This window comes from Leifsonia sp. TF02-11, from assembly GCF_017565305.1.
Taxonomy (GTDB): Bacteria; Actinomycetota; Actinomycetes; order Actinomycetales; family Microbacteriaceae; genus Leifsonia.
In genome coordinates this window covers 20,124-36,714 of record NZ_JAGEKP010000029.1, presented here as the reverse complement: position 1 = coordinate 36,714, position 16,591 = coordinate 20,124, and the positions used below count along the sequence as shown (strand labels likewise).

General features: G+C 70.7%; 15 protein-coding genes. 11 read left to right on the top strand and 4 right to left on the bottom strand.

All coding sequences use genetic code 11. From position 1 onward, the window contains the following. Positions 1-87 precede the first annotated feature (87 nt). Complete coding sequence (prfA, locus tag JNB50_RS23550; RefSeq protein WP_208042528.1) at positions 88-1,164, top strand: peptide chain release factor 1; 1,077 nt, start codon at positions 88-90, stop codon at positions 1,162-1,164. 84 nt (positions 1,165-1,248) lie between these two features. On the opposite strand, the gene epsC is transcribed toward prfA, so the two are convergent. Next, complete coding sequence (gene epsC, locus JNB50_RS23545) at positions 1,249-1,818, bottom strand: serine O-acetyltransferase EpsC (RefSeq protein WP_208042527.1); 570 nt, start codon at positions 1,816-1,818, stop codon at positions 1,249-1,251. A gap of 5 nt (positions 1,819-1,823) precedes the next feature. Next, a complete protein-coding gene (cysK, locus tag JNB50_RS23540; protein WP_208042526.1) occupies positions 1,824-2,762 on the bottom strand; it encodes a cysteine synthase A in 939 nt (312 codons plus the stop codon). A 62-nt stretch (positions 2,763-2,824) separates the two neighbouring features. Here cysK and prmC point away from each other — a divergent pair, with 62 nt between their 5' ends. Beyond that, a complete protein-coding gene (gene prmC / locus JNB50_RS23535; protein ID WP_208042525.1) occupies positions 2,825-3,700 on the top strand; it encodes a peptide chain release factor N(5)-glutamine methyltransferase in 876 nt (291 codons plus the stop codon). An 80-nt stretch (positions 3,701-3,780) separates the two neighbouring features. On the opposite strand, the gene JNB50_RS23530 is transcribed toward prmC, so the two are convergent. Then, complete coding sequence (locus tag JNB50_RS23530) at positions 3,781-4,725, bottom strand: TetR/AcrR family transcriptional regulator (RefSeq protein WP_208042524.1); 945 nt, start codon at positions 4,723-4,725, stop codon at positions 3,781-3,783. A gap of 117 nt (positions 4,726-4,842) precedes the next feature. Here JNB50_RS23530 and JNB50_RS23525 point away from each other — a divergent pair, with 117 nt between their 5' ends. The 8 genes from JNB50_RS23525 (at position 4,843) to JNB50_RS23490 (ending at position 15,160) form a co-directional block, all read left to right on the top strand. Beyond that, positions 4,843-5,763 carry an ATP-binding cassette domain-containing protein gene (locus JNB50_RS23525; protein ID WP_208042523.1) on the top strand — a complete coding sequence of 307 codons (921 nt, stop codon included), beginning with the start codon at positions 4,843-4,845 and terminating at the stop codon, positions 5,761-5,763. Next, positions 5,760-6,554, top strand: a complete 795-nt coding sequence (locus tag JNB50_RS23520) for an ABC transporter permease (protein WP_208042522.1) — start codon at positions 5,760-5,762, stop codon at positions 6,552-6,554. Before JNB50_RS23525 ends, JNB50_RS23520 begins: the two co-directional genes overlap by 4 nt. A 118-nt stretch (positions 6,555-6,672) precedes the next feature. Further along, positions 6,673-11,115, top strand: a complete 4,443-nt coding sequence (locus JNB50_RS23515) for an FtsK/SpoIIIE domain-containing protein (RefSeq protein ID WP_208042521.1) — start codon at positions 6,673-6,675, stop codon at positions 11,113-11,115. A gap of 83 nt (positions 11,116-11,198) precedes the next feature. After that, positions 11,199-11,495, top strand: coding sequence for a WXG100 family type VII secretion target (locus JNB50_RS23510; RefSeq protein WP_208042520.1), 297 nt, complete (start codon positions 11,199-11,201; stop codon positions 11,493-11,495). Positions 11,496-11,512: 17 nt separating this feature from the next. Then, entirely contained in the window at positions 11,513-11,860 is a 348-nt protein-coding gene (locus JNB50_RS23505) for a hypothetical protein (protein WP_208042519.1), read from the top strand. Further along, on the top strand, positions 11,857-12,711 hold the full coding sequence (locus JNB50_RS23500) for a hypothetical protein (protein ID WP_208042518.1): 855 nt from the start codon (positions 11,857-11,859) through the stop codon (positions 12,709-12,711). Before JNB50_RS23505 ends, JNB50_RS23500 begins: the two co-directional genes overlap by 4 nt. Continuing rightward, positions 12,708-14,558: a hypothetical protein gene (locus JNB50_RS23495; protein ID WP_208042517.1), complete on the top strand. Its 1,851-nt coding sequence runs from the start codon at positions 12,708-12,710 to the stop codon at positions 14,556-14,558. Before JNB50_RS23500 ends, JNB50_RS23495 begins: the two co-directional genes overlap by 4 nt. Positions 14,559-14,578: 20 nt before the next feature. Then, positions 14,579-15,160: a hypothetical protein gene (locus JNB50_RS23490; RefSeq protein WP_208042516.1), complete on the top strand. Its 582-nt coding sequence runs from the start codon at positions 14,579-14,581 to the stop codon at positions 15,158-15,160. On the opposite strand, the gene JNB50_RS23485 is transcribed toward JNB50_RS23490, so the two are convergent. Beyond that, on the bottom strand, positions 15,076-15,708 hold the full coding sequence (locus tag JNB50_RS23485; RefSeq protein ID WP_208042515.1) for an HAD-IA family hydrolase: 633 nt from the start codon (positions 15,706-15,708) through the stop codon (positions 15,076-15,078). The two genes, JNB50_RS23490 and JNB50_RS23485, sit on opposite strands and share 85 nt — an antisense overlap. 78 nt (positions 15,709-15,786) lie before the next feature. Here JNB50_RS23485 and JNB50_RS23480 point away from each other — a divergent pair, with 78 nt between their 5' ends. Beyond that, complete coding sequence (locus JNB50_RS23480) at positions 15,787-16,590, top strand: L-threonylcarbamoyladenylate synthase (protein ID WP_208042514.1); 804 nt, start codon at positions 15,787-15,789, stop codon at positions 16,588-16,590. The last annotated feature ends 1 nt before the right edge of the window (position 16,591 follow it).

Here is a 16,591-nt window from a genome sequence, read left to right as displayed (position 1 = left end):
CGAAAGTGCCCGTCCGTCGCGCCCTCCGGTGCGGCGGCCGGGCACTTTTCCGTTCCCGGATCCAGCGCAAGCAGAAAGAAGCCCCCCATGTTCGAGTCGGTCACCGGCCTCATCGCCGAGCACGACGACCTCCAGCAGCAGCTCTCCGACCCCGAGCTGCACAGCGACCCGGTCCGCTCCAAGAAGGTGAACCGCCGCTACGCAGAGCTGTCGCGCATCGTCGGGATGTACAACCAGTGGCGCCAGCTCTCGGACGACCTGGAGGCCGCGCGTGAGCTGGCCGCGGAGGATCCGGCGTTCGCCGACGAGATCCCGGGCCTCGAGCAGGGCCTCGAGGAGACCGGCGAGAAGCTGCGCCGGCTACTGATCCCGCGCGACCCCAACGACAGCCGCGACGTCATCATGGAGATCAAGATGGGGGAGGGCGGCGCCGAGTCCGCGCTCTTCGCCGGAGACCTCCTGCGCATGTACTTGCACTACGCGGACTCGAAGCGCTGGAAGGCCGAGATCATCGAGCAGACCTCGAGCGACCTCGGCGGCATCAAGGACGTGCAGGTGGCGTTCAAGGGGACGTCGAGCGACCCGGCAGAGGGCGTCTGGGCGCACCTCAAGTACGAGGGCGGCGTGCACCGCGTGCAGCGCGTGCCGGCGACCGAGTCGCAGGGCCGCATCCACACCTCGGCCGCCGGCGTGCTCGTCTTCCCGGAGGTCGACGAGCCGGAAGAGGTCGACATCAACCCCAACGACCTCAAGATCGACGTGTTCCGGTCGTCAGGCCCCGGCGGTCAGTCGGTCAACACCACCGACTCTGCCGTGCGCATCACGCACGTGCCGACGGGGATCGTCGTCTCGATGCAGAACGAGAAGAGCCAGCTGCAGAACCGCGAGGCCGCGATGCGCGTGCTGCGGGCGCGCCTGCTGGCCAAGCAGCAGGAGGAGGCGGACGCCGAGGCCGCCGAGTTCCGCAAGGGCCAGATCCGCACGATGGACCGGTCGGAGCGCATCCGCACCTACAACTTCCCCGAGAACCGGATCGCGGACCACCGCACCGGCTACAAGGCCTACAACCTCGACACGGTGATGAACGGCGCCCTCGACCCCGTCATCGAGTCCAACATCCTCGCCGACGAGGAAGCCCGCCTGGCCGACCTAGCCCAAGACTGACCGCCCCGCAGCCATCGCTTCCTCACTTTCTCTCGCAACACGCCGGGCGCAAGCGGGAGAAACTGAGGAAGCGATGGCTGCTGCTCAGATGTAGAGCGCGGGGTCCCGCCAGTCGTCGCCGGGGATCTGCTCGTGGCCCGTGCGCGGGCGCGGGCGCGCGGGGACGCCCGTGAGCACCGAGTCCGGTGGCGCGTCGTGCACGACGACGGCGTTCGCGCCGATGACGGTGCGCGCGCCGATCTCGATCGCGCCGAGGACCTTGGCGCCGGCGCCCACGGTGACGTGGTCGTGGATGGTGGGGTGACGCTTGCCGTGTCCGCTGCCGCGGCCGCCGAGCGTGACGCCGTGATACAGCATCACATCGTCGCCGATCCAGGTGGTCTCGCCGATGACGACGCCCATCCCGTGGTCGATGAAGAAGCGCCGGCCGATGCGTGCCCCGGGGTGGATCTCGATGCCGGTCAGGAACCGCGTGAGCTGCGAGAGGATGCGCGCGGGCATCCGGAAGCCGGCCCGCCAGAGCCGGTGCGCGATGCGGTACGACCAGACGGCGTGGAGGCCGGAGTAGACGATCGCGACCTCCGCGCCACCGCGTGCGGCGGGGTCGTGCGTTCGCGCGTTGCGGATGTCCTCGCGCGCCCGGAAGAGCGGCACGCGGCTCAGTCCAGCAGGTCCGCCCAGAGGGCCGTCGAGATGTACCGCTCGCCGGTGTCGCAGACGACGGCGACGATGGTCTTGCCCGCGTTCTCCGGGCGCGCTGCCACCTGGAGGGCGGCCCAGACGATCGCGCCGGACGAGATGCCCGCCAGGATGCCCTCCTCGCTCGCGAGCCGCTTCGCCACGTCGATGGAGTCCTCGAACGACACGTCGATGACCTCGTCGTAGACGCTGGTTTCCAGGATCTCCGGCACGAAGTTGGCTCCGATGCCCTGGATCTTGTGCGGGCCGGGCTTGCCGCCGTTGAGGATCGGGGAGTCGGCCGGCTCGACCGCGATGACCTGCACGCCGGGCTTGCGCTCCTTCAGGACCTGGCCGACACCGGTGATGGTCCCGCCTGTGCCGACGCCGGCGATGAAGATGTCGACCCCGCCGTCGGTGTCCGCCCAGATCTCCTCGGCAGTCGTCGCACGGTGGATGGCGGGGTTGGCCTCGTTGGCGAACTGCTGCGCCCAGATCGCGTTGTCGTTCTCTGCGACGATCCGCTGGGCGGCCTCCACGGCGCCGCGCATGCCCTCGGGACCGGGAGTGAGGACGATCTCGGCTCCGAACGCGCGCAGCAGCACGCGACGCTCCTTCGACATGGTCTCAGGCATGGTCAGGATGACCTTGTAGCCGCGGGCGGCGCCGACCATCGCGAGGGCGATGCCGGTGTTGCCGCTGGTGCCCTCCACGATGGTCCCGCCCGGACGGAGGGCGCCCGCCTTCTCGGCGGCGTCGATGATCGCGACGCCGATCCGGTCCTTGACGCTGGCGGCGGGATTGAAGAACTCCAGCTTCGCCAGCACGGTCGCGCCGGTTTCGGCGGCGAGCCTGTTCAGCTTGACGAGCGGAGTGCGTCCGACGGTTTCGGTGATGTTCTCGTAGACCTGTGCTGGCATGGTTCACACTCTAATCGGCGCAGGCGCTCCAGCGCCCCGTGTGACGGTAAGCTCATCGGGCCATGTCAGATGCTCGCTCCGCGTTCACCGTCCGTTCCCTCCGCGACGAGACGGTCGCGGTGCTCGCGCAGGCGGGCGTTCCTGATCCCGAGGTGGATGCCGACCTCCTGATCGGGTTCGCGCTGGGTGTCGGGCGGGGCCGCGTGCAGGCGCTGGCGGTGATGGATGCGCCGGCCGATGAGGCCGACGTCGAACGCGTCCGCGGGCTCGCTTCGCGCCGGGCCACGCGGGAGCCGCTGCAGCACATCACCGGCACGGCGCCGTTCCGCTCACTCGAGCTGGCGGTGGGACCGGGAGTCTTCGTCCCACGCCCCGAGACCGAGCAGGTAGTGCAGTTCGCCATCGATGCGCTCCGTGCCGTTCCGTCGCCGTCGCCGATCGGCGTCGATCTGGGGACGGGCAGCGGGGCGATCGCCCTGGCGATGGCCACAGAGGTGCCGTACGCCCGGGTCTTCGCCATCGAGAAATCGCCGGAGGCGATCGCCTGGACGCGTCGCAACGTCGCATCCTCGGGCGCGACGAACGTGGAGTTGGTGCAGGGCGATCTCGCCGACGCGTTCCCGCAGCTCGACGGAACGGTCGACGTGGTCATCTCCAACCCGCCGTACGTGCCGGATGCCGCCATCCCGCGCGACCCGGAGGTGCGGCTGTTCGATCCCGCCATCGCGCTCTACGGCGGTGAGGACGGCCTGGACGTCGTGCGGGTCATCTCGTCGGTGGCGCGCCGGCTGCTCCGCCCCGGCGGCACGCTCGTGCTCGAGCACGGGGAGCTCCAGGGCGCCCAGATCCGCGACCTACTGACCGCAGACGGCTGGCGCGCTGCGGCCACCCACCGCGACCTCACCACGCGCGATCGCGCCACCACGGCGCTGCGCTGAGCCGCGCGGCGCCGCGCTGCGCCCGGTTCGCGTTGCCGTGTCCTCCCGTGCGCGACGTGCTGCCGCGAATCGGGCCCGGGTCAGCGGCGCTCGCGCTCAGCGCGCTCCTTGTCGCGCGCGATGCGCTCGCGGGCGCGGGAGATCGCTTCGCGCTCGCGCTTGCGCGCCTCCCGCAGCGCCTTCTCGGCCTCGCGTCGCTGCTTTGCGGCCTCGCGCACGGCCTTGTCGTGGGGGATCGGTTCCGGGCGCGGCTCGGCGGCCACGACCGGCTCGCCGGAGGCGCGTGCCGCGATGTACCGCTCGATCCCGTCGAGGATGCGCTCGAGGCCGAACGCGAAGTCGTCCTGTTCGTCTTCGTCGTCGGCATAGCCTCCTGAGGCCACCAGCGGGGCGAGGTCGGGGAAACGCTCCGGCGTGACGAGCTCTGCGAGTGCGGCGGCGAGGGCCTCTCCGTTCTGCGGCGGTTGTGCGCCCTTCTCGCGCGACTGGCGCACGTCGCGCTCGACGACGCCGGCGGCGCGCGCGTACGACGACAGCAGCAGGGCCGTGCCCATCTTCTCCGCGTCGGTCAGGGGCAGGCCGCGCATCTCGCGCAGCCCCCAGTCGAGCACCGCGAGATTGTTGGGCATCAGCGGGATGCCCGAGATCGGGATGTCGGGGAACCAGGGGTGCGCCTGGATCACCTCGATACTCGCCATCGACCAGCGGCGGAGGCCGCTGCGCCAGTCCGTCCCGCGATCGTCTTCTGCGGGAATCGGGACGTCGCACACCGCGTCCTGCATGAGCGCGAGAACGTCGTCCTTACTCGTCACATACCGGTAGAGCGACATCGTCGTGAAGCCGAGTTCGGTCGCGATGCGGCTCATGGAGACCGCGCCGAGACCTTCGTGATCGGCGATGGACACGGCCGTGTCGATGATCCGCTCGATGCTGAGCTCTCGTTTCGGGCCGCGCTGGGGGCGCTCGGCGACGCCCCAGCTCAGCGCGACGGCGCGGGGGAGCGCCTCTTCGACTTCGTCCGCCATTCCGCGCGCCTTTCCGGTTCGGTGTTGACACCCATCCTAGAACTGTGTATCACTTAAACCAAGCGTATACGCCATAAACAGTTTGCTACCTACACAGAACTCGAAAGGAACCGGACCATGACAGCACCAGCGATCGCGGTCGCCGGACTGCGCAAGTCCTTCGGCACGCAGACCGTCCTCGACGGAGTCGACCTGCACGTCGAGCGGGGGAGCGTGTTCGCACTCCTCGGCCCGAACGGGGCGGGCAAGACCACCGTCATCAACATCCTCAGCACCCTGGTCACGCCCGACGCCGGCACGGTGTCCGTCTGCGGCCACGACGTGGTCGATGACCCGGACGGCGTCAAGGAGTCGATCAGCCTCACCGGGCAGTCCGCCGCGGTCGACGAAGTCCTGACGGCCGAAGAGAACCTGCGCATGATGGCGCGACTCTCCGGCTTCGACAGGCCGGGCGCAGCCGAGCGTGCTGCAGACCTGATCGACCGCTTCGACCTCCGCGGCGCCGCCCGCAAGCGGGTCAAGACCTACTCCGGCGGCATGCGACGCCGGCTCGACCTGGCGCTCAGCCTCGTGGCGACACCGCCGGTCATCTTCCTCGACGAGCCGACGACCGGCCTCGACACCCGCAGCAGGCAAGCGTTGTGGGCGATCATCCGCGACCTCGCGGCGCGGGGCACGACCATCCTCCTCACGACGCAGTACCTCGAGGAGGCCGACCAGCTCGCCGACCGGATCGCGGTGCTCGATCACGGCCGTGTGGTCGCAGAAGGCACGGCGGTCGAGTTGAAGGCGCGTGTGGGCGGGGAGGTCGTCGAGCTGCGCGACGCGGCCGACGAGATCGTCCGCGAGCTGCCCACCGACGGCACCGTCGACGGCCTGCGCGACGCGATCGACCGACTCGACACGCTGGGCGTTCCCGGCGCCTCCATAGCCATCCGCAAGCCGAGCCTCGACGACGCGTTCCTGATCCTCACCGGCAGCCGCGCCGACACTGATTCCGATTCCGATTCCGAGCTCCAGAAGGAGGCCGTCCGATGACCACGCTCGCCGCTGTCACCCCGTCCCGCCGCGTGAGCGGCGCCACCTCCGCTGCCGTGTTCATCGGCCGCAGCGTGCGCCACTCGCTGCGCAATGTCGAAGCCCTCACCATGGCGATCGCCCTTCCGGTGATGCTGATGCTCCTGTTCACCTTCGTCTTCGGGGGCGCCATCGATTCCGGGGGCGGCTACGTCGACTATGTCGTGCCGGGCATCATCCTGCTCTGTGCCGGGTTCGGCGCGTCCAGCACGGCGGTGGACGTCGCGGAGGACATGAGCAACGGGATCGTCGACCGTTTCCGCACCATGCCGTTGCGGGCCAACGGCGTCATCACCGGGCACGTCGTGGCGAGTCTGCTGCGCAATCTGCTCGCGACTGGCGTCGTCGTCGGCGTCGCCCTCGCGGTGGGGTTCCGCCCGTCGGCGAACGTGCTGGAGTGGGTCGGAGCGCTCGCGATGGTCGCCCTGTTCATCCTGGCGATCACCTGGCTCTTCGCGGCGATCGGCATCGCGGCGGCCAATCCGACGGCGGCGAGCGGGTACGGCTTCGCCCTGCTGTTCCTGCCCTATCTGTCCAGCGCGTTCGTCCCGACCGACACGATGCCGTCGTGGCTTCAGTGGATCGCACAGAACCAGCCGATCACTCCGATCATCGAGACGATCCGAGCGTTCCTGTTCGGCCGCGATCCCGGGAGCGATCTGTGGTGGGCGCTCGGCTGGTGTGCCGTCATCATCGTGGGCGCGTACGTGTGGGCCGCCTGGTTGTTCAGGCGCAAGGCAGGGCGGCGCTGAGCTGCAGATTCCTCCACATTCGACGCCGCCGGTGTCTTCTCCACAGAAGACGCCGGCGGCGCTCTTCGCATGCTGACCCGGCGTTACGTTCGCTTCACGAGAACAGCACGGGGGAGCGATGAAGTACACGATCACGCACGCGGGGACGAGCGGGCCGGAGGATCTCCTGGTCACGGCCGACGTTTCGGTGACGGTCGCGGACCTCGCGGCGCGCTTGGCCGGACGGCGGGAGAGCGGTGCCGACAGGGCCGGCGGCGTCACGATTCGTGTCGAGCCGCCGGGAACGGCGCGGGCGATCGTGCTCGATCCGGCGTCGCCCCTCTACGCGTCCAGCCTGCGATCGGGTCACCGGGTCGAGGTCGTGCCGCCGGGTGTCCGTCGAGCCGGTGACGAACGGGACGACGAGCCGGCGGCGCTCGTCCGGCTGGTGTCAGGGCCGGATGCCGGGCGCGAGTTCCGGATCCCCACCGGGGTGAGCCTGATCGGTCGTGATCCGTCGGCCGCCGTTCGGCTCGACGGCGATCGGGAGGTCTCTCGACGCCACGCGACCGTCACGGTGGCCGAGACCGTGGCGGTCGCCGATCTCAACTCGGCGAACGGGGTCGTCGTCGACGGGTGCCTTGTGCGCAGTGCCGAGCTCGACGCCGAGACCCGCGTCCGTATCGGGGGCACGGAGCTGTGTGTTCTGCCGCTCGCCGGTTCCCTGCGCCGGCCTCCGTCGCAGACGGGAGACGGCTTCATCCGGCCGCCGCGCGTGGAGCCCGCACCCGTGGCGGCGAAGGTCGTGCTTCCCGAGCCGCCCGTCCCCGACGAGCCGCCCCGCCTCCCGGTGATCGCGCTCGCGGCGCCCGCTCTGCTCGGAGTGGCACTCTTCGCGGTGACCGGGCAGGCCCTGTCGCTGGTGTTCGCCGTGCTGTCGCCGGTGATGCTCGTCGGTTCGTGGGTCGACGGCAGGGTACGAGGGCGTACCCGAAGGTCGGCACGGAGGCGCGCGTTCGACGCGGCGCTCCGTGGTGCGCGCACGGAGCTGGTGGAGGCCCGCGCCCGGGAGGTCCGGGCGAGGATTCTCGAAGCGCCGTCCACGTCGGCCGTCGCCGAAGCGATGCACCTGCGCTCCCCGCTGCTGTGGAGCCGGCGGCCAGGGACGGACGCCTTCCTGCGCCTCCGGTTGGGCGCCGCCGACCTCCCGAGTCGCGTGGAGGTGACGTTGCCGGTCCGCGATGCGGGGGAGTCCGGCGATGTGGAGGCGGTGAAGGCACTCGCGCGGGAGTTCCGGGACGTGCCGGGTGTGCCCGTGGTGGAACGGCTCGACCACGTGCAGGCGATCGGTGTCGCCGGTACGGGGCCGCTTGCCGACGGCGTGGCGCGGGCGCTCGTCGTCCAGGCAGCCGGGCTCCACTCACCGGCAGAGCTCGCTATCGCCGCGATCGTCGGCGACCGGGCGATGCCCACGTGGAGCTGGCTCAAGTGGCTTCCCCACGTGGATTCGCGGCAGAGCCCGCTGCGCGGCACCCCGGCCCTGGCGTGCGATCCGACGAGCACGGCGACACTGCTGGGGGCTCTGGAGTCGATCGCCGCGGCCCGGAAGCGTCACGGCATTCCACGTCCCGATGAACCCGGGTTCGCCGTGTCGGTGCTCGTGGTGGTCGCCGGGGTCGCCTCCGCCGACCGGTCGCGGCTGGTCGCCCTGGCGGAGTCCCGCGTCGGAATGGCGTTGATCTGGACCGCCGACGAGGTCGACTCGCTCCCCGCGGTCTGCGGGACCTTCGTCCACCTCGGTGCCGCAGCGAGCGCTCCGTCCGTCGGCTTCGCGCGGGAGTCGCGAACGGTTCACCCGAGCGCACTGGAGACGATCGACCCGATCGCCGCCGAGACGGCGGCGCGAGCGCTCGCACCTGTCGCGGATTCCGGAGCGCCAGTGGGTGACCAGACGGATCTGCCCCGGAGCGTCGCGATGTTCGACCTCTTCGGCGACATCGTGGCCTCGGATCCGGAGGCGATCGTCCGACGCTGGACGCGCACGGACTCCCTCACCGCCGCGTGGGTCCCCGGGCGCCCGCGGGACCCAGGCGCGCTGCGCGCTGTCGTGGGTCGGAGTCAGAACGGTCCCATGGCCCTCGACCTGCGCGCGGACGGTCCGCACGCGCTCGTCGGCGGCACGACGGGTTCCGGCAAGAGCGAATTCCTCCAGACCTGGATCATGGCGCTCGCCGCCGAGTACGCTCCTGACCGACTGACCTTCCTGCTCGTGGACTACAAGGGCGGAGCCGCCTTCGCCGAGTGCGCGGACCTGCCGCACACCGTCGGATTGGTCACCGATCTGACTCGACCGCTGGTGCGACGCGCATTGGTCTCGCTGCGCGCGGAACTCGCCCGTCGCGAGCGCGTCCTGAGCCGCGCAGGTGCGAAGGACATGACCGCGATGGAGGCCGCGGGCGACCCGGCCGCTCCGCCCGCGCTCGTGATCGTGGTCGACGAGTTCGCCGCGCTGGCAGCGGACCTTCCCGAATTCCTGGCCGGCGTGCTCGACATCGCTCAGCGCGGGCGGTCGCTCGGGCTGCACCTCGTGCTCGCGACTCAGCGACCGTCCGGAGTCGTCAAGGACGACCTGCGGGCGAACACGAACCTCCGCATCGCGCTCCGGGTGGCCGATGCGGCGGACAGCGTCGATGTGGTCGGCGTGCCCGACGCCGCCGGGTTCGCCGTGGAGACGCCCGGGCGCGCGCTCGTCGCACGTGGCCAGGGACGGCGGGACATCTTCCAGACGGGCTACCTCGGCGGTGACACGTCATCTGTGCGCCGGCGTCCCGAGCTGACGGTGCAGTCACTGCCGTTCGGCGCGGGCGAACGGTGGCCGGAGGAGCCCGGGGAGCAGGAGAGTGCAGGCGCTCGTCCGGACCGGGGTGCGCGGAACGAGCGAGACATTGCGCGGCTCGCACGGACGATGTCCGCGGCGGCCGATCGGGCCGGCATCGCCGTTCCGCGCCGGCCTTGGGTCGAACCTCTCCCGACGTCCGTCGGGCTGGAGGAGCTGCCGAGCTTCCCGGACGGTGTGATCGCGCTCGGGCTCCGTGACGAGCCGAGACAGCAGCGGCAGCGACCCGTCACCGTCGACCTCGACACTGTGGGACACCTTGCGGTGCTCGGTGGCGGCGGATCGGGCCTGAGCACAACGCTGCGCACGGTCGCCGCCGCCCTGACGGCCTCCTGCGTATCGGCTTCGGCGACGGGCCTCGATCCACTGGCACGCGTCGAGCTGTACGCGATCGACTGCGCAGGCGGCGGGCTTGCGCTCCTCGACGGTCTGCCGACCGTCGGATCGGTCGTGCCCGGAGGCGACACTGAACGCATCGACCGGCTGCTGGGCGATCTGCTCGGCCTCATCGAACGGCGGTCGACCCTCCTGGGGGACGCCCGCGCATCCACAGTCGGCCAGTACCGCGCCGCGACCGGGAATGCCCTCGCGCGTGTCGTGCTCGTGCTTGACGGCCTCGAGGGGTTCCGAGCGGAGAACGAGTTCCGCGACGCGGGACGCCCGCTCGACCGGCTGATCGCGCTCGCGTCGACCGGGCGGCAGGTCGGCGTGCACCTCGTCGTCTCCTGCAGTCGAAGCGGGATGATCCCGACCGCGCTCGCCGCGAAGCTGGGGGCGACGATCACGCTCGGCTCAGTCGGCCGCGAGTCCCCGTTCGCCGATCGGTCCGCGTCATACGACGGCATTGACGAGGACATCGACGCCGCACCAGGGCGCGGAGTGTTCGAGGGGGACGCGGTCCAGGTCGCTGTGCCCGGCGGCAGCCAGGAGGCGGGCGCGCAGGCCGCTGCGCTCGACGAGCTCGCACGGCGCGTTCAGCAGGCCGGGCTGCTGCCGACCGCGCCGATTCGACGGTTGGAGCCGTGGATTCCACGCGGTGACCTCCCGGCTGTGATCGACGGGCGGCCGACGATCGGAGTCGGCTACGAAACGCTCGAACCGGTGGGGCTGCCCCCGCGCGGCCTGTTCGTGGTCTCCGGTCCGTTCGGATCGGGCCGGACCACGGCGATTCGCACCATCGTAGAAGCAGCCTTCGACGCGCACCCCGACACGGAGGCCCACCTGGTTTCGCTTCGTACCAGCGCGCTCGTGGACGCGGCACCGTGGGGTGCCGCAGCCGACACGCCAGACGCCACTTCGGCACTCGTCGCGGACCTGACGGCGCGAATCCCGAACGCGTGCGAGGACGAGCTCCGCCGTCTCCTGATCGTGGTGGAGGGGGTCGGCGACTTCGAGGGCGATCCCGTCGAAGCGCAGACCGCGCGGCTCGTCAAGGTGGCGCGCCGCGCCGGCGTGGCTGTCGTCGCCGAGTGCGATCCGGTGACGGCGCCCACCGCCTGGCAGATCTTCGCCGAACTCAAAGCGGCACGGGCGGGGCTCGTTCTGCAACCGGACGAGGGCGACGGCCTGGCGCTGTTCCGCACACCGTTCCCGCGGGTGCCACGCGGGGAGTTCCCGGCCGGGCGGGGCTATCTGATCGAGGGAGGGAGGCTGACGCGACTGCAGATCGCTGTGACGAAACCGTGAAATGCAAAGATTTTATCCAGGCATGAAATGCCATATGTTGAATCTCTAGCCGGTGACCGGCAGAGGACCAAGGGGGAAGCACAATGTCCAACATCAACGTCTCGTTCCAAGAATTGAACGGCAACGCCGATCGGCTCAACGCCGGACGGGAGGAGATCGGCGCAACGCTCAGCCGGTTGCAGAGTCAGATCGCCGGGCTCGTCTCCGCCGGTTTCACGACCGACCGATCATCGGGAGCGTTCGCCGACGCGTACGCGCGATTCACGACCGGCGCCCAGAACGCCGTGGGCGGACTGGACGACCTCGCCCAGTTCCTGCGATCGACCGCCCACACGTTGAGCGAGGTCGATGCGCAGCTCGCCGCCCGGCTCGGCCGCTGAGCGGGCGAGGGGCATCGATGTACGGGGACACCAGCAGGATCCGCGCGCGCTCGGCCGCGCTCCGCACAGCGTCGGCGACGCTTCGCGGGCAGGCCGGCGCGGCGGGCGCGAGAGCGGAGGCGTGCGCCTGGTCGTCGGCGGCCGGGGAGCTGCTGCGTTCGAGAGTCCGATCACTGGTCGCCGAGCTGGTGCAGCACGCCAGAGCTCTCGATGCCGCGGCCGACGCGCTGGACGCGCACGTCCGCGCCGTCGACGACTCGGTGGCGCAGATCACCGCGGCGGGGCAGACGGCGCTCGGAGCCGCTCCCGCCCTGCGCGCGGGTCTGACTCGGGTGGCAGAGGGCGTCGCGGCGGTGGCGCGATGAGCGCCGGTGTGGCGATGAGCGCCGGCGGCGTCCGGTTCGCGCCGACCGCAGGGCAGCTCCGCGCGATCGCCAGAAGCGTTCCCGGCCTGACGCTTCCGTCGTTCGCGGTCGACGCGCCCGCGCCGTCGCACCCCGCACCGTCGCACCCCGCACCGGATGTCTCGCCGGCCGCCGTCGATCCCCGCCTGCTCCTGGCACTCGGGCTTCAGGATGTCGCCGACGGGATCGTCCAGACCGTCTCCTGGTCACCGGGCGAGGTGGTCCGTCGCACCATCGCCGTCTCCGGTGTCGTGGCTGCGTCGATCGGGCGGCGCGACACGTCGAGCGCCGCGGTGACAGAGGCGACCGCGGCGACTGAGGTGACCGCCTCCTTCGATGTCGCACTGATTCCCGCAGTGCGGGTCGCGACCGAACTGCGTGACACTGTGCCCGCCTGCGCCGGCGGCCGGAGGAGCTCCGCACCACGAGACATCGGCATGGTCGCGTCGCGTGCGATCGTCGAGGCGACTCGCCACGGCGACCCGGTGCTCGTCGAGGAGGTGGCCGCCGATCTGTGGGTCGAGCAGCAGGCGGCGGCACTGCTTCAGGGGTTCCGCTCGAGGCAGTCGAGCGGGTACCGGGTCCGGTGCTTCGACGGCCGTTCCGGCCGCTGCATCGCGGGCGACGATTGGTTCGGCTCGGAACACGGCTGGCGTCGATTGCTACTCGGCCTCCCGGAGCCCCGCCTCCATGCACCCACTCAACAGCAGCTCCTGGATGCGACCCTCACGTTGGCTGAGGCGTCCGACGACCAGATCAGGGATTCGCTCACCTGGCTGACCGCGACTCTGCTGCGGGTGATCGCCCGATGAGCCGGGCGGAAACGGAGGGCGGCGGCCACGTCGGAGGAGTCACGGTTTCGGGTGCGCGAATCCCCCTCCACCGCGCGAGCACCGAGTCGCTCGACGAGAGGGCGGTCGCCGCCGCGCGGGCGATCAGCGGCGTCGGCGGGGCAACCGAGCGGCTGACCGTGGAGGCCGGCGCTGCGCTCGCGCGTGCCCGATCGGATGCCGGCGACTCGATCGCGGCGGCGGGCGGGCGGCTGCAGCTTTCGTTCCGGGACGTGGAAGCCATGACCAGCGAGATCGCCGCGCTGAGTCGCGAAGCGACGGAACTCGCGGCGAGCGCAGCGCGAATCGCGATCGACGGCGACCTTCTCGCTTCGTGCGCCGTGTCGCCGTTCACCGGAACAGCAGCGGAGGCCGCCGTCGGCGTCGCCGCGACCGGGCTGGCCCAGACCGCCGTCCGGGCGAGCGCGCTCGCCGTAGCAACCGGTGCTGTGGCGTCGACGTACGCCGCTGCCGACGCGTGGCTGGCCGCCGCGGCCGGTTCGCTCCACGCCTCGGCGGTGGCGGCCGGAGCGATCCTCCCGGCGGGAGCGGCATTCGCCGGCGAGCTCGCAGAGCAGGCCGCCGCGGCCTCCGCGGTCCGACTCCGAACCGATCTCGCCGTGTCCGGCGCGTCGGCGGCGGCCATCGCCGACCTGGGAGTCGCCGCAGCGGCGGCCCCCGCCCTCGCCGCGGGAGCCGTCGCCGCCGTCGCCGGAGGATTCGGTGCAGAGACGCTGCGTTCGCTCAACGCCGCGTTCGCCGAGGCAAACCGCGCTTTCGGAGGCGACGGTGAGGCGTTCAACCCGTTCGTCGCCTCGGATCAGGTGCGCTACGGAGCGGCGCTGGCGGCGGCCTTCGACCGCACCTTCTCCCTCGACGACGCCCTGGCCGGCTCGGTCGGCGGTATCCAGGCGATCCTCGGAGCGACGGGACCGTTCTACGACGACATCCTCGCCGGCCTCGTCACCGCGGGCGTCGCCGTGGGCTTCTTCCACGACGGCGACGTGCGGGTCCGCCCGGCGGAGGGCGTCGACCGGACACAGATGGAGGACAGCGCGGCCTCGACGTGGGCTGCTCTGGGTGTCGAACCCGGCTACGGCGACATTGATGGCCGAGTCGTCCCGAGCGACTGGGCGTCGATGGTGGCTGGTCTCGCACAGTTGGACGGCATCGGTGGTTCCGAGCGGGCACTCATCCGGGTCTTCACTGTTCTCGACGAGCGCGGCGGTGTCGTGAGCCATCGTGTGCAGATTCCATCGACGGCCAGTTGGAACCCCTCGACAGCGTCCGGCGGGAGCCCCGCCGATCTGACCTCGGATCTCTACTCGATTCTGCAGGGATCCGACGCGTCGTTGTCCAGCGCCGTCTACGAAGCGATGCGTCAGGCGGGGATCGCGACGGGGGAGAATGCCCCACCCGTCTCCATCGACGGCTTCAGCCTCGGCGGCATCGCGGCAGCGGCGATAGCTGCGGATCCCCGCGGGTTCAATGTCGTCGAGATTCATACAGCCGGATCGCCGATCGGGGGAATTGCCATCCCCCGGTCCACACGGGTCTACGCGTTGGAAGCAGACCAGGATCTCGTCGCCGCCCTGGACGGCCGTCTCAATCCGGACCGCCCAGGGTGGACGACCGTGCGTGGCACGGGCGTGCGCACAGCGGACGAGGACGCGGCGGGTCCGATGGTGCCTGGCGCTGTGCATTCGGCGCGTCGATACGCGGTGATGGGGGCGGGAACCGACGAACTCCGTGACGTGGGCGGGCTCCAGGTTCCTCCTGGCGGATCAGTGAGCGTGGCGGACTTCGAGGCGAAGCGATGGTCGCAGTGAGGGCGCGTGTCTGCGTCGCGATGGCGGTCGCTCTGATTTCGCTCGCCGGTTGTACTGCTGCTCCATCGACTGACACAGGCCTCAGCGCAGCAGGGGCAGAGAAGCTTCTCAACGACATCGCCGGTGTCGAGAACGCGACGGTCCGCAGCCGTACGACTCTGGACGGGTTCACGCAGCATGTCCCGACCACCGTCAAAGTCCACCTCCGGAGCGGCCATACCGTGCATGACGACGCGCGATTGGCGGACTACCTCATTCGTCTGCTGTGGTCCGTCGGCGAGGTGCGTCCGACCGAACTCGTCGTCTCGGTGAGTTCGTCGGACGGGTCGATGATCCGCCTCGTAGATGGCGCGACTGCAACGGGGTGGGAACCGATCATCGGGTCCCGCGACGCACCGGTCTTCGTTGTTCACCGTCTCGGCGATGAACCTGTGAAATCCAAACTCGGCCCCTGGCCGGGCCCCGTTCCATCACCGCCGCTCGACGCGATCCGCCCGCTGGAGGACGACGCCTCGGCTCAGCGCTCGCGCTCGGCGAACGCGTGGATCGCGGCCAGCATCCCGTCCGTGTCGAAGGATCCGTCGGCGTTGCGGATGAAGTGATGGGCGTGCATTCCGGCCTCGCGGGCTCCGTCGACGTTGGCGAGCGAATCGTCGAAGAGGATCGCGTCGCCGGGCTGCACGCCGAAGCGCCCGAGCGCGCGGGTGTAGATGCGGCGTTCCGGCTTGCGCGCGCCCAGCACGGCTGAGACGAGGTCGTTGTCGCGGAGCACATCGACGATCTCGGGCGTGAGCACGGGCAGGGAATCCTTGAACGGGATCGGGTTGTTCGACAGCAGGGACACCGTCCCCAGCGTCGCCGCCGTGTGAAGTGCTGCGATCGAACCCTCGATCGGCGTCATCGCGGCCTTGCGGGCGTCTTGCCACTGGGCCAGTGTCAGGTGCGCGCCCGTCACCTCGGCGAACGCGGCCAGGTACTCCTCGCTGGTCGCGTACTCGCCGATCTCGGCGGCGCGTTCGTGGCCTCCCGCCCACCAGGTCGACGCCAGCCGGTACTGGCTGACGCCGCCGAGCTCGGCCAGGCGGGGGAGGCGCATGTGGAAGTCGTAGTCGTAGAGGGTCTTGTCGCAGTCGAAGAAGTAGACGTCCATCGTGACCAGTATCGTCCAGCGGCGTCCCCGCGCGGTCGCAGAGAACCTTGCAGTCGCTCAACTATCATGGGTGCCGTCATGGCTGCTATCTACGACTGTTCCGTCGACTCCGAACTGCTCACCGGCATGCGCCTCGCCCGTGGGGCGATCGGGCGCGGTGAGCTTGTCGTCATCCCCACCGACACGGTCTACGGTGTGGCCGCCGACGCCTTCAGCCCTGCAGCGGTGCAGCGTCTCCTCGACGCCAAGGGGCGCGGCCGGCAGTCGCCGCCTCCGGTGCTGGTTCCCGGCATCCCCACCCTCGCGGCCCTCGCCGAGAGTGTGCCGGCAGAAGTGGAGGCCCTCGTCGCCGCCTTCTGGCCTGGCGGTCTGACCATCGTCCTGCCCGCTGCGCCGTCCCTCGTCTGGGATCTCGGCGAGACCCGCGGCACCGTCGCCCTGCGCATGCCGCAGGACCGCATCGCCCTCGAGATCCTCTCGGAGACGGGGCCGCTGGCCGTGTCGTCGGCCAACCTCACCGGGCGTCCGGCCGCCCGCACCGCGGCCGAAGCGGAGGCCATGCTCGGGGATTCGGTCGCCGTCTACCTCGACGGGGGAGAGGCGGGCACGGCGTACGAGCGCGTCGACGGCAAGGACTCGTCCTCGACGATCGTCGACGCCACAGCGCTGGCATCCGGCTCGGGCAAGCTGCGCATCCTCCGGCACGGCGTGATCACCGCCGAGCAGCTGCGCGAGGTCGTCGGCGACGCGCTGGCCGACGATCAGAGCGTCGAGACCGCGGACACGGCCGCCGGAACAGCCGCGGCCGAGTCGAGCGGTGCCGCCGCGGCCTCGACCGGCCCCGCCCTGCGCGACGGCGTCGACACCGCTGCGGACACCTGAG